Annotated in this window: 9 protein-coding genes; 5 read left to right on the top strand and 4 right to left on the bottom strand. The window is 39.0% G+C overall.

Annotated features, from left to right (window positions below; translation table 11 throughout):
* The first annotated feature begins 66 nt into the window (after positions 1-66).
* The 4 genes from lpxC (at position 67) to ligA (ending at position 5,957) form a co-directional block, all read left to right on the top strand.
* Positions 67-942 carry a UDP-3-O-acyl-N-acetylglucosamine deacetylase gene (gene lpxC / locus AYT27_RS05695; protein WP_011180965.1) on the top strand — a complete coding sequence of 292 codons (876 nt, stop codon included), beginning with the start codon at positions 67-69 and terminating at the stop codon, positions 940-942.
* A 171-nt stretch (positions 943-1,113) separates the two neighbouring features.
* On the top strand, positions 1,114-2,007 hold the full coding sequence (locus tag AYT27_RS05690) for an outer membrane protein assembly factor BamD (protein WP_011180964.1): 894 nt from the start codon (positions 1,114-1,116) through the stop codon (positions 2,005-2,007).
* 6 nt (positions 2,008-2,013) lie between these two features.
* Positions 2,014-3,675, top strand: coding sequence for a DNA repair protein RecN (recN, locus tag AYT27_RS05685; protein WP_011180963.1), 1,662 nt, complete (start codon positions 2,014-2,016; stop codon positions 3,673-3,675).
* Between the two features lie 131 nt (positions 3,676-3,806).
* Positions 3,807-5,957, top strand: a complete 2,151-nt coding sequence (gene ligA / locus AYT27_RS05680; protein ID WP_011180962.1) for an NAD-dependent DNA ligase LigA — start codon at positions 3,807-3,809, stop codon at positions 5,955-5,957.
* A 1,932-nt stretch (positions 5,958-7,889) separates the two neighbouring features.
* Here ligA and AYT27_RS05670 read toward each other — a convergent pair.
* Genes AYT27_RS05670 through AYT27_RS05660 form a run of 3 tightly spaced genes read right to left on the bottom strand, consistent with a single transcriptional unit; the run spans position 7,890 to position 11,217 of the window.
* A complete protein-coding gene (locus AYT27_RS05670) occupies positions 7,890-9,716 on the bottom strand; it encodes an aminopeptidase P family protein (protein ID WP_011180961.1) in 1,827 nt (608 codons plus the stop codon).
* A 17-nt stretch (positions 9,717-9,733) separates the two neighbouring features.
* Positions 9,734-10,603: a 50S ribosomal protein L11 methyltransferase gene (locus AYT27_RS05665; protein ID WP_011180960.1), complete on the bottom strand. Its 870-nt coding sequence runs from the start codon at positions 10,601-10,603 to the stop codon at positions 9,734-9,736.
* A gap of 32 nt (positions 10,604-10,635) precedes the next feature.
* Positions 10,636-11,217: an SCO family protein gene (locus AYT27_RS05660; protein ID WP_011180959.1), complete on the bottom strand. Its 582-nt coding sequence runs from the start codon at positions 11,215-11,217 to the stop codon at positions 10,636-10,638.
* A gap of 137 nt (positions 11,218-11,354) precedes the next feature.
* Between AYT27_RS05660 and AYT27_RS05655 the strand changes: the two genes are divergently transcribed.
* Positions 11,355-11,984, top strand: coding sequence for a DapH/DapD/GlmU-related protein (locus AYT27_RS05655; RefSeq protein ID WP_011180958.1), 630 nt, complete (start codon positions 11,355-11,357; stop codon positions 11,982-11,984).
* A gap of 61 nt (positions 11,985-12,045) precedes the next feature.
* Here the strand turns inward: AYT27_RS05655 and AYT27_RS05650 are convergent, their stop codons facing one another.
* Positions 12,046-14,382 (bottom strand): ATP-dependent helicase, encoded by a 2,337-nt coding sequence (locus AYT27_RS05650; protein ID WP_011180957.1) that lies wholly within the window; start codon positions 14,380-14,382, stop codon positions 12,046-12,048.
* Positions 14,383-14,451: the final 69 nt, after the last annotated feature.

Below are 14,451 nucleotides of genomic sequence, written 5' to 3'. Positions count from 1 at the left end.
ATGAATATAATCTTTATCGTTTTATAAATATTTTTAAAGGCCGTAAAAATTATTCAATGAAGTGACATGATAAAGCTGGTACAAAAATATCAGTCCACTCTTAAAAAAGTAGTGACATTTAAGGGCATTGGTGTTCACAGTGGGTGTTTATCTGTGGTGAAAGTTTGTCCAGCTGATGTTGGGTGTGGTATTGTTTTTAAGCGTTTTGCAGTGGATGGGACAGAGCAAATATTTCAAGCACATGCATCACAAACGGGGGCGACTGAATTATCAACAGCGCTTGGACATGGAGGGTTCAGAGTTGAAACAATTGAGCATCTGATGGCTGCGATTGCTGCTTATAATTTGGATAATCTTATTATTGAAGTGTCGAGTCATGAGATTCCGATTTTGGATGGTTCTTCATGGCAGTATTGTCAAGCTTTTGATGAAGTTGGTGTTATACGGCAGAATGTGTTGCGTTCCTATTTCGTTATAAAAAAGCCGCTGCGGGTCGAAAGCACCAATGGTGTTGCAGAGTTTTTACCCTTTGATGGGCGCCGTTTTGATATAACAATCTCTTTTCCTTCTTCTGCTATTGGTAAACAACATTTAACTTTTGATCTTACCCCACAAAGCTTTCGCGATGACTTGTCGCGTGCACGCACTTTTGGTTTTGTCAAAGACGTGGAAAAATTATGGGTTTCTGGAAAAGGGATAGGCGCTTCTTTAGAAAATTCTCTCATTATCGGTCTTAATGACAAAATCATAAATCCAGATGGACCTTATTGGAAGAATGAATATGTTCGGCACAAAACGCTTGATGCAATTGGTGATACTGCTTTGCTTGGAGCCCCTTTTATTGGATTATTTCGCTCTTATTGTAGTGGTCATAGAATGAATTCGCAATTGGTGAAAGCTGTTTTGGCGGATGAATCATGTTATGAAAAAAGTCATTTATAGGAAGAGTGAAAGAAAAATTGAAAAGATTTTGTTGTAGTTTATTTGATTTTTAAGGGGATGATTAATCTTAAGCTATTAAATTGGTTAGTGGCTTTTGACACAATATGGTATAAAAATCTTTAATAAACAATTTTTGCTACAAGGTGACATTCTCTGGAGGCCAGAAAAATTATGATAAAATCTCATGTATCTATTAAAAATGTAGCATACAGGAAATCTAACATCTTACGCAAGGTATTAGGGATGATATTTTTGGGGAGCACCTGCATATTAGCGGGTTGTTTATTTAAAGAAAAAAATACCCTTGATCCATCTGCATATGTTTTAAAAATAGATCCGCCAGATGTTCTCTATAATCAGGCACTTGCTAGTCTTGAGAGTGGGCGGCTTGCGGACGCATCGAAAAAGTTTCTGATAATTGAAAAGCAATATGCTTATACGGATTGGGGTCGTAAATCACTGGTGATGGGTGCTTTTACGAATTACCGACTCGAAAAGTATGATGATTCTATTAGTATGGCTCAGCGCTATATTACTCTTTATCCAGAGGCAGATGATGCTGCTTATGCTTATTATATTATCGGTCTTTCTTCTTTTCGTCGGATTCCTGATGTTACACGGGATCAACGTGATACGAAACGTGCTATTGCTGCTATGCAGCTTCTCATAGAGCGCTATCCGAACTCTGAATATGTTAAGGATGCTAAAGCTAAAATACGGTTTGGGAGAGAACAGTTGGCTGGTAAAGAGATGCAGGTTGGCCGTTATTATGAAGAAGGGCGACGTTATCTTGCTGCAAGTAGAAGATTTCGTAAAGTGGTTGAGGAGTACTCCGATACAAATCAAATTGAAGAGGCGCTTTTTCGTTTGACGGAAGTTAATCTTGCTCTTGGTTTAACTTTGGAAGCCCAGACAGCTGCTGCTATTTTAGGACGTAATTATCCCAAAAGTGAATGGTATAAATTTTCTTATAATCTCTTGCAAAAGAATAGCATATCACCACGGGAGCATAAATCTTCTTGGATCTCACAGGCTTTAGGTGGTGATAAAAGTAAGGCACGTTGATTCTCTATGTTGATACAGCTTTCGATTCATAATATTGTCTTGATCGAAACGCTCGATATTCATTTTAGAGCGGGTTTGTCTGTTTTAACTGGAGAAACGGGCGCGGGGAAGTCTATTTTACTTGATGCTTTGTCACTGGCTCTTGGGGGACGGGGTGATGCTTCTCTTGTACGTCATGGTGTTGACCGCGGGCAGGTGACAGCTGTTTTTGATGTGCCTGTTTCGCATTCTGTGCGTCAGCTTATCCGTGAGAATGGTTTTGATGATGAAGGCGATATTATTTTACGGCGTGTGCAATTAAGTGATGGTCGTAGTCGTGTTTTTATCAATGATCAGGTAGCTAGTGTTGCATTGATGCGTCATGTTGGACGTCAGTTGGTTGAAATTCACGGACAGCATGATAATCGCGCACTTGTTGATGTTGATACGCATCGCCAATTACTAGATGCTTTTGGTGGACTTGAGGATGAGACAGAAAATTTGCGTCAGTGTTATCGGATATGGCGTGAATTTGAAAAGCGTTTGCAGCAACAGCGTTTGAAAGTAGAGAATGCTTTACGTGAGGCTGATTATCTTCGTGCGTGCGTTCAAGAACTTGAAAAGCTCGATTTTCAAGTTGGTGAAGAGGATGCCCTTTCTCTTCGTCGTGCAGATATGCTTAAATTAGAAAAAATAGCGACGGATATTAAGGAAGCTGATGATCTTTTAACTGGTCCAAAATCGCCAATTCCAGTTCTTTCTAATTTGGTAAGACGTTTGGAACGCAAAATTCCCGAGGCGCAAGAGCTTATTGCACCTGTCGTTAACTCGATTGATGAGGCACTTCATGCACTTGCAACAGCACAAGAAGGTATTGAAGCAGCAATGCGGGCATTGGATTTTGAACCTGGTGAATTGGAACAGATAGAGGAGCGCCTTTTTGCTCTTCGGGGCTTTGCTCGTAAGTACCAAGTTTCTGCGGATGAATTAATACAGTTACGTGATAAAATGGATGCAGAACTTGCTGATTTTGAGCAGGATCAGAACACATTGGTGCATCTCGAGGATGAAGTAGAGCAGGCACAAAAGAACTATGATACATTAGCACAAGCACTTTCAATAAAGCGTCGAGAAGTAGCAAAGCACTTGTCTGAAAGTGTTATGGCTGAGTTACCAGCATTGAAATTGGAAAAGGCAGAGTTTATTGTTGAAATGCAAAGTGATGTTGAAAGACGCAGTGCAGAAGGGATAGATCGTGTTGAATATTGGGTTCGGACAAATCCTGGGACCCGTGCAGGACCAATGCTCAGTGTAGCTTCTGGTGGTGAACTGTCTCGTTTTTTATTGGCATTAAAGGTTGTTTTGTCTGATCGTGGATCAGCTCCTACGCTAATCTTTGATGAAATTGATACAGGCGTTGGTGGAGCTGTTGCTGCTGCTATTGGGCAAAGGTTGCGGCGTTTATCAGAAAATATTCAGGTTTTTGCTATTACGCATGCGCCTCAGGTAGCATCTAAAGCACACAGCCATTTTCTTATTTCAAAGGAGGAGAGTGATGATAAAGGCCGCTTTGTTACAGCTGTCCATAAAATGGAAGAGCGTGAGCGTGCAGAAGAAATTGCCCGTATGTTAGCAGGAGAGCAGATTACTAAAGAGGCGCGTGCAGCTGCTCAAAAACTTTTGGCATAGAGATGATTGATTAAATGGTAAAAATGTTGCTTATGAATTATATCACTGGCGAGCATGTCTTCATTTGGATTCTGTGCGTGATAAAGAATTGAGATTATTATGTCCGTGGCCCATAATTTGGAATAAGTTTTATGCACAAAGACGAAATTCAAAACCTGACTGCTCTTGAAGCAGCAAGTGAATTAGAGTGGTTGGCAAAAGAGATTACTCGTCATGATGTGCTTTATAATCGTAATGACCAACCTGAAATCTCTGATGCAGAATATGATGCTCTTCGCCGGCGTAATGCGGAAATTGAAGCTCTCTTTCCTGAACTTATTCGTCCAGATTCTCCCTCACATAAAATTGGAGCACCGATTTCTGAAAAGTTTGAAAAATCTGTTCATTCCCAGCCGATGCTTTCACTTGATAATGCCTTTAGCTCTGAAGATGTTAGTGAATTTATGGAGCGTGTTCGGCGTTTTTTACGACTGCCAGAAACACAAATGTTGGAAATAACAGCAGAGCCGAAGATTGATGGTTTATCTTTATCTTTGCGCTATGAACAAGGAAGGCTTGTCTGTGCTGCAACGCGTGGTGATGGATATGTCGGTGAAAATGTAACTGCGAATGCACGAACAATTTCTGATATTCCGCAAGTTTTACAAGGCAAATTCCCTGATATAATTGAAGTTCGCGGTGAAGTTTATATGCGGCGGGCGGATTTCCAAGCACTTAATGTGAATCAACAAGAAAAGGGCAAATTAGCTTTTGCTAATCCTAGAAATGCAGCGGCTGGTTCTTTACGTCAACTGGATTCAAGAATAACTGCTAGCAGAAAGCTGCAATTTTTTGCTTATGCTTGTGGTGAAGTGAGTGAAATATTTGCAGAAAGCCAAATGGGGATGATGGAAAAGCTAAAAGAATATGGCTTTGTTATCAATCCATTAATTAAAAAAATTAAATCATTAGAAGAGCTTATTTCCTATTATCACGATATCGAAGAACGTCGTCATGCCTTAAGCTATGATATTGATGGGATTGTTTATAAGGTTAATGATTTGATGCTGCAAATGCGTTTGGGTTTTGTTTCTCGTTCGCCACGTTGGGCAATAGCGCATAAATTTCCAGCAGAAAAAGCTATGACAGTTTTGGAAGGTATTGATATTCAAGTCGGTCGTACGGGAGCATTAACTCCTGTTGCCCGGCTTGCACCTATTACTGTTGGTGGTGTGGTGATTACCAATGCAAGTTTGCATAATGAGGATTATATCAAGGGAATTGGTTCTAAAGGGGAGCCAATTCGTGAGGGAAATGATATTCGTGTAGGCGATACAGTGATTGTACAGCGTGCTGGTGATGTAATCCCTCAAATTATTGATATTGTTGCTGAAAAGCGTTCAAAGGATGCTTCTGCTTTTGTTTTTCCTTATCTGTGTCCAGCTTGTGGAAGTTATGCTGTTCGTGAAATAGGAGAAGCTGTGCGTCGATGCACGGGTGGGCTTATTTGTCCCGCACAAGCGATTGAGCGTATTCGTCATTTTGTTTCGCGCAATGCCTTTGATATTGAGGGGCTTGGTAAAAAACAGGTGGAATTTTTTTTTCAGATTCAAGATGAAACGCTTTGTATTCATACGCCAGCTGATATTTTTACGTTACAACGTCGCCAAGAAAAATCTCTGGTCCATTTGGAAAATATGGAGGGGTTTGGTACTGTTTCAGTGCGTAAACTTTATGATGCTATTAATGCGCGCCGAAAAATTCCTTTAAGTCGTTTTTTATTTGCACTAGGAATTCGCTATGTTGGAGAGGTTAATGCCCGCCGTCTTGCACGTGCTTATCAAAATTATACAGCTTTTGAAACTGCGGCAATGGCAGCTACTATGCCTGACGATAAGGTGGGTAAAGAAGGCAATGAGGCTTGGATGGAGCTTACCAATATTGAAGGGATTGGACCACAGGTAGGTGAAGCAATTATTGATTTTTATAAGGAAGTGCATAACCGCGAGGTTTTGTCTGGTTTGCTTTGCGAAGTTACACCTCTGGATGAGGAGTCTGTCATGACTGCTTCTTCGCCAATAGCAGGAAAGATCATCGTTTTTACAGGAACTTTGACGCGTATGTCACGTGATGAAGCAAAAGCACTTGCTGAACGGTTAGGTGCTAAAACGTCTGGTTCTCTTTCTAAAAAAACGAATCTTCTTGTTGCAGGAGTTGGGGGTGGATCGAAATTGACCAAAGCACAAGAGTTAGGTGTTGAAGTTATCGATGAAGAGGCCTGGCTGCAGTTGATCGAGGGATAATATTTAGGAAAAGGCTTTTTCTAGAATTAGAGTGCCTGTTCGTATCACTATTTCTCTCTTATGGGGCATATTGTTGTGGGATTTGTGGGTAGATCGAAATTGATTAAAGCACAAGAGTTAGATGTTGAATTTATCGATGAAGAGACTCAATTATAGTTGATTGTGGGGCATTATATTTAGGGTCAACCTTCGTCAAGCATAGCGAATTCACCAGTCTTTGTCTTTCTTCATTAGGCGCGATTTATTGATATTAAAAAGTTAATATGTAATCTTAAGAAATTTTTATAATTATCTTGATTGCCATGAAATATTGTCCTTCAACTGTAATATCATGGAAAGGTTTTTTGTCCTTATTCATAAAAGAGAAAGATTCTGCTTTTGGTATTTAACTTCCTAATTTTGAGGGACTTTTTTCTGCTGCGGATAAAGAAGAAAATCTCATCATAAATTGCAATTGAAGCACTTCAACTTTATTGCGAAGAAATGGATATATTGTATACAGTTTTATTTGAAGAAGTGATAGAACTGGAAAGGTTATCAAAGCAACCTTGTTAGAAGGTTTTTTTAATACAAGTGGTGCCTTTTATTGAAAATGATTCCGAGGTTATACATATGAATGTATTATCGATGGGGTGAGGAATTTTATGTGCACTTGATGATTAGACAAAAAAAGAAGTATAACAAGGTTTGTTTTTTTGGCAAAAGCAGTGCGCCATGAGCTTCATATTATACTTCAGTTTCTCTTATCAAGAATATACAAATTTCATTATCAAAAAAAGTATAGATTATCATTATAAGGCAAACTGAAAAGGTAAAATGTGAACAAATATACAAAAATTTTGAGTCCAAAACGCCACAATAAGCTGATTATAGTAGACAGGATGGAGATTATGTTGAGGATTATAGTGAATAAGTAAAAGTTTTCATATAAGGAAAATAAAGGGATATAATCGTATGGCAGCGGTGGAGGATAATCGTCAAGGTAAGCATTATCCACTTTCAAGGGTACTCTATTGACTTGTAAAAATAATTTATAGTTTTTCAATTTCAATGAAATTCCAAATATTGTAAGTTTTTCTCACCTCAAATTCTCTTATAGTGAAACAATCGAAATCTTTTCTTGTATGTCACAAGTGGGATTGGTGTGTAGATAACAACTCTGCAAGAAAGGAATAAAGAACCGTCTCAATGCGAGGGGGGGATTGCAACACTTTGAAGCTGGTAAAGAGAATAACAGTGCCAGATTGCTCTTTCATAAATGTAAAGAGGGCGTGGTCCAATGGCTTTATCATTATATCTTTCACGGACAGCGTTATGAAATAGACTTGGGTGCGCTGACGGATGCCTCTTTAAAACAAGCGTGTGAATGGTGTAACATAATGGCGTTCTGTTTCGCATTGAGGGACGTGACCTCTATTAAAAACGTGAGAAACAAACGCATGAGGCAATGTGTACTTCTCTATTATTGAAAAAATATTGCTCCTCACTGTTTTTGAAAGTCGTAAAGTCGAATTTAAAGAGTGATGCTAAAACTGGAACTGGTTTCTATCTTTACAACTTTATATTCTCTCTAAGTTAGGCTCTCTCTGTTTCAGAGATGACTAAAACAGATATATGCAATACGCTTGTTCCAATCTGGCATACAAAAGCTGTGACAACAGAGGAAGCCCTTATCCGTCTTAATCTTTGTCTCAAATATGTTGCTGACTAGGTTTAGATGTTGATTTACAGGCAAACGCAAAAGCGTATGCTTTATTAGTGCATCCCACTTTGTTACACCAAGGTTATCGTTTATCATACCAGTAAAAAAACTTTAAATATCTACAATGGAGTGTTTTTTGTGTTTCTTGATAGAAAACGCATATTTTCCTCTTAAAAAGAGAAGACACGGTATTCTTAAAGAAGAATTAGAAAATGTTCATGCTTCTTCACTTAAAGAGGCAGTGTTGCTTCTTTTGCCCATCTTTTATCTTCTTCACTCAAGTAAGGTGCATTAACCTGATAAACATGCGTATGGTAATCATTAAGCCATTGTTGTTCCTGTTCTGTTAAAAGCTCTGGGAGGATTAATCGTCGATCGATGGGACAATTGGTAAGTGTTTCAAACGATAGCATTTCTCTATCTCCACCGTTAATTTTTTGTGCTGGCTTCACAATGAGCAGATTTTCAATACGGATGCCAAAAGCACCTTCACGATAATATCCAGGTTCATTAGAAACAATCATTCCAGGGATCAATTCTTGACACCCGTTACGCGAAAGATTTTGTGGTCCTTCATGAACAGAGAGATAAGAGCCAACTCCATGACCGGTGCCATGGGCGTAATCAAAACCAGCTTTCCATAAGGCAATGCGTGCAAGAACATCAATATCTTGTCCACGTGTTCCTTTTGGAAAGTGTGCGGTTGAAAGAGCAATCATACCTTTGAGAACAAGAGTAAAACAGCGTTTTTCTTCTTCTCCAACATTCCCAATTGCAACTGTGCGTGTGACATCTGTTGTGCCATCACGGTATTGTCCACCTGAATCAACCAGATAAAGTTCACCAGCATTGAGTTGTTTATTTGTTTCATTCGTTACACGATAATGAACAATGGCACCATTCGCGCCTGCTGCTGAGATCGTATCAAAAGAGAGATCTTCAAGTTTTTCTCCCATTTCTTTTGCTGTATTTATGCGAAATTCTTCTAATTTTTGAGCAGCAGAAATTTCATGTATGGATCCTGGTGTTTGTTTATCTAGCCAAGAAAAAAAACGGGTCAGTGCTACGCCGTCGCGCAGATGTGCTTGGCGCGTACCGTTTAGTTCTGTGCTATTTTTAATGGCTCGTGGTAGAGCAGCGGGATCAGTAAGTGTCGTGAAAGAGCCTCCTTGTTCTTCAATAATGATGTGTATTTTTTCGCAGGTTATCCGTGGATCTAAGGCAAAAATCATTCCTTTTTTAACATAATCTTTGAGCATTGGGATAAGCTGTTCTGGTTCATATAGTTTTGCATAACGTTCCAGATATTGTTTCTGTTCTATACCCAATTTTTTGCTATTAATGAACAAGATGGGACTTTCTTTGATGGGAATGAAAGCAAAACAAAGAGAAAAAGGTGTGTTGGAAACATCATTTCCACGTATATTGAATGTCCATGCAATAGAGGAGGGGTCTGTGAAAATAAAAGCATCTGCATCGGCTTGTTGGATATTTTTTCGAATTAATGTCAGCTTTTCATCGGTTTTACATCCTGCATATTTGAGAGGATGAATTGATAAGGCGGATTGAGGGGGGTGTGGTTGATCATGCCAGATAAAATCAATGGGATTGGATTGAACTGCTACAAGCTTTCCACTTGATTTCAGTTCTAATGCTTTTCTTAGTGTATCAGTTGCAGCAATAGTGTGGAGCCATGGATCAAATCCAATAGAAAGTTTTTGTCCATTCTTTTCAAGCCATTGTGAGGGTGGGCAAATTACAAGATCTTCATATTCAAAAATATGAGGATCAGTTTGTTGGCGCACTTGGAGTTTATAACGCCCGTCTGTGAAGAGGATGGCTTTGTTTTTTAAGATGAGTGCAATACCAGATGAGCCAGTAAAACCGGTGAGCCAGCTAAGACGTTGAGCATGTGGAGGCACATATTCTCCTTGATGTTCATCAGAACGCGGGACAAGAAAACCATCGAGTTCGAGGCGATTGAGTTCTTGGCGAAGAGAGGAAATACGCTCTGCAGCATAAGCTGGATTTGTTATCGCCTCAAAGGATTGATACATAGTAACGTCCTTTTCTTTTATTTCAGATGTATAGTAACCCATCCTTGACAGTGGTATGTTTCAATATGTTTTAATCCCTGTTTGACATAAGCCTCCAAAACATGGTCATGTTGTTCTTTAAGAATTCCAGATAAAATGAGAGATCCCCCTTTTTGGAGTGCCTTTACCATTTCTTGTGCAAGTTCAATGAGAGGATTGGCAAGGATATTGGCAACAATAAGATCAAAGGGCGCACGTGATGCAATCTCATCATGGTTAAAACCTGTTGCGGTAACAGTTGTAATATATTTTTTTACGCCATTGAGCTGGATATTGTGTTGGGCAACTTGGATAGCTACCGGATCAATATCGGAGGCAAGTACAGAAATAGGTTTAAGCATTGCGATTCCTATGGCTAATATTCCACTTCCAGTACCAAGATCAAGGGCATTTTGTGGATTTTCATTTTGCAATATTTTTGCAATTATTTTCAAACAACCGGCTGTTGTTTCATGATGCCCTGTTCCAAAGGCCTGATTTGCTTCAATTTCAATAGGCAAAACATCTGGTGGAATGTCATTTCGGTGATGGCTTCCATGAAGAAAAAAAGGACCTGCATGCACAGGCTTTAGCTCTTCAAGACTCTTCTGTACCCAGTCAATATTGGGTAAAATTTCATTGTTAATTTTATCAGGATCTATAGAAAGGATATGTGCAAAACGTTTTGAAGCATTCTCTTGGTTTTCTTTATTTATATAAAGTGAAAGCTCATAGATGGCATTTTTTTCATCTATTTCTACAAGAGCAAGAGGATATCCTTCTTCCTCAAAGGCTGTCTCCATAAGAATATACCACTCTTCTGCTTCATTTTTGGAAGCAGTACAATACAGGCGAATTTGCTGCGACATGCTGTTCTTTCTTTTAAAGTGGCTCTGAAAATTTAGTTTAAGACAAGTTGTTTGAGCTTTTCAATGGCAATATTATCTCTTAATTCTTCATTGTTTTTTTCAATTTTATAAGGAATAACACCAGCTAATTTCCCACCTTTTTTTAGTAAAAAAATTGCTGCTGTGTGGTTATAGGTATAATTTCCATCTGTTCCAGGTACTTTCTCAGCAACAATGTTGAATGAATCTACCATTTTGTGAACTTTTTCAGGTTCTCCGCTTATGCCAACAATTTTATGGTTAAAATTACTGAGATAATCATGGAGGACTTCTGGTGTATCACGTTCGGGGTCAACTGTAACAAACCATACTCCTAATTTGTCAGCATCTGCGCCAAGACTTGTCAGCCATCGATCAAGATTGGTTAGCGTAGTAGGGCAGCTCTCAGGGCACATGGTGAAGCCAAAGAAAATAATTGAAGGCTTGCTTCGAATATCAGCTTCGGTGATAGTATTGCCATTAGAATCAGTAAGTGTAAAATTATCACCTAAAGGCTTATTCTTGAACGTGTCATAAATGAAAATGCCTGCAAGAAATATGATTGTTAGCCCCAAGATGCGTATTACATTTTTCATAATTTGTCTCTCTTAAATTACTAGGAAATTCTAACACTGGCAGGTTAGTTTTGCAATCTCATGTTTCATGATTGATTGTGTTTATCAGGTGATTTGTTTTTTCATGTTATTGAGAAAAAATAATTGGTGAAAGATAAATGAATACTAAGAAAGATCTTCGATTCCGTGAGAGTCAGCCTCGTATCAATACAACAGCACGGCTGCATGGTTGTAAATTGGGGCGCTATGTAGAAATCAACGAGCGGGTGGTTTTACGTGATGTAACGGTTGGAGATTTTTCCTATTTTGAGCATAACAGTGAAGCTATTTATAGCGATATTGGGCGTTTTTGTTCTATTGCATCTCATGTCTGTGTGAATGCACTAGAACATCCCATGGAACGCCTTTCAACACATAAAATAACATATCGTCCAAATGAATATTTCCGCTATATGTCCTTAGATCGTTCCTTTCGTGAAAGGCGTTGTGAAAAGCGTGTTACCGTTGGTCATGATGTATGGATTGGACATGGTGCGGTTATTATGCCTGGGGTGGCAATTGGACATGGCGCTATCATTGGTACTAACGCTGTTATAACAAAAGATATTTTACCTTATACGATTGTTGCTGGTGTTCCTGCAAAACCGTTGCGGATGCGCTTTCCCGATAATGTGATTCAGACACTTTTGGAGATGGCTTGGTGGAATTGGCCACTTGATAAAATTTATAATGCGTTGTCTGATATGCAAAACTTACCCATCGAGGTTTTTATTCACAAATGGAAGTAATATTAAAATAAAATGAAAAAATGTTTTTATAATTTAGAAAGGGAGTTTCTGTATGTATATGCTAAGCTTTGCTTACAAAATTATCGAGCACTCGTTTTTCTCCTGCTTTCTCAAATACAATGGTTAATTTATGACCATCTATTGCTGAGATATGACCATAACCGAACTTTATGTGAAAAATTCGATCATTGATGGAAAAATCTGATGGAGTTTCAGAGATTGATCGAGCGATGACTTTTCCTTCAATGTTTTTTTGTACGCGCTTTTGTTTTGATGTCGAATACTCATGATAAAAAGGATTATGATGTTTAAAGCGCGACTTCCCATAACCACCATAAGATGTTTCCATTTCTACGACTTCTATATGTTCTTCTGGTAATTCATTAAGAAAACGAGAAGGAAGGGTAGATTGCCAAAATCCATGAATTCTTCGATTGGATACAAACCATATATGCAAATGTTTTTTTGCTCTTGTTAGTCCTACATAAGCTAATCGTCGTTCTTCTTCTAATCCTGAACGTCCACCTTCATCTAATGAACGCTGATGAGGAAAGAGCCCTTCTTCCCAACCAGGAAGAAAGACGGTTTCAAATTCAAGCCCTTTTGCTGAATGAAGTGTCATAATGTTGACTGCATCGGTATTTTCATCGTTTTCAGCATCCATAACCAGTGCAACATGTTCTAAAAAGCTAGGGAGGCTTTCGAATTGTTCCATAGAGCGAACCATTTCTTTGAGATTTTCTAGTCGTGTTGGTGCTTCCGGTGAGCGATCTTCTAGCCACATACTTGTGTAGCCTGAATCATCCAGAATTATTTCGGCAAGCTCTCTATGGGGTGTGTTTTGGAGCATATTTTGCCAGCGACGGAAGTTTTCAACAACGCTTCGCAAAGCGCTGCGTGCTTTGGGTTTTAACTCATCTGTTTCAATGATTTCGGCGGCGGCAAAAAAGAGAGGAATAGCGCGTGTTCTTGCGCTCTCATAAAGAATGCGCAGAGTAGCATCTCCTAAACCGCGTTTTGGTGTGTTAATAATACGTTCAAAAGCTAAGTCATCTGCTGGTTGAACCACAACGCGCAAATATGCCATTGCATCACGTATTTCCATTCGTTCATAAAAGCGTGGACCACCAATGACACGGTAATTGAGACCAAGTGTTACAAAGCGATCTTCAAATTCACGCATTTGGAATGATGCGCGCACCAATATAGCTATATGATTTAATGAATGATCGGCTTGTTGTGCGCGTTCAATTTCTTCTCCGATGGCGCGAGCTTCTTCCTCCGAATCCCAGGCAGCATGAATTTTTACTTTTTCTTCTTCGGTATTTACTTGATCAGAAAAAAGAGTTTTTCCAAGCCTTCCTTGATTATGAGAAATCAGATGAGAAGCGGTTTTGAGAATATGGGATGTTGAGCGATAATTGCGTTCTAAACGAATAATTTTTGCAGGAGGAAAATCTTTTTCAAAACGCAATATGTTATCAACTTGAGCACCACGCCATCCATAAATGGATTGGTCATCATCACCAACACAACAAAGGTTAATATGTTGCCCCTTGGGTTGTTGTGCCAAAAGGCGGAGCCAAAGATATTGTGCTGTATTCGTATCTTGATATTCATCTACAAGAATATAGCGGAATTTAGAATGATAATCGCGAAGAATGTCTGGGTTATGTTGGAAGATAGAGATAGAATGAAGAAGAAGATCACCAAAATCACAAGCATTGAGGCTTTTTAATCGATGCTGATAATTGTGGTAAAGTTCACGTCCCATGCCGTTACCAAAGGAATGGGCATCACTTTCTGAAATATGTTCTGGTGAAAGTCCTTGATTTTTCCAAGAATCAATCATAATGGCAAGGTTTCGTGCGGGCCAACGCTTATCGTCCAACCCTTCAGCTTGAATAAGCTGTTTTAAAAGCCGAGTAACATCATCACTATCAAGAATTGTAAAGTTACTTTTTAAGTTCACAAGTTCTGCATGGCGGCGTAAAATCTTCGCACCGATAGAATGAAAAGTTCCAAGCCAAGGCATGCCTTCAACAATTTCACCAATAAGTTCACCAATACGCATTTTCATTTCACGTGCTGCTTTGTTGGTGAAAGTTACAGCGAGTATTTGTTGAGGTGAAGCAAGCCCAGAGTGCAAAATATGAGAAATACGCGTTGTCAGAACGCGCGTTTTTCCAGTACCAGCACCTGCAAGAACTAAAAGAGGGCCTTCTGTATTCATAACGGCCTGTTGTTGTTCGGGATTGAGTTTTTCTAAATAATCAGCACTATATTGTGTTTTTTCTTTTACTGTTACATTCTGGTTGGTTAACCCAGAGTTATTTTCATGCTTATGGGGAGGGGAGTCATCTTCAAAGAATGGTATGTGATTAGAAAAATTATTCATTATAGCTTTTGTGTAGTCTTTTTTTTATCTGAGCGCTAGGTCTAAAAAACTTTTCTTTAAAAGAAACAA

The sequence above is a fragment of the Bartonella henselae str. Houston-1 genome, assembly GCF_000046705.1.
GTDB lineage: Bacteria > Pseudomonadota > Alphaproteobacteria > Rhizobiales > Rhizobiaceae > Bartonella > Bartonella henselae.
This window is presented reverse-complemented; position numbering and strand designations above follow the sequence as displayed.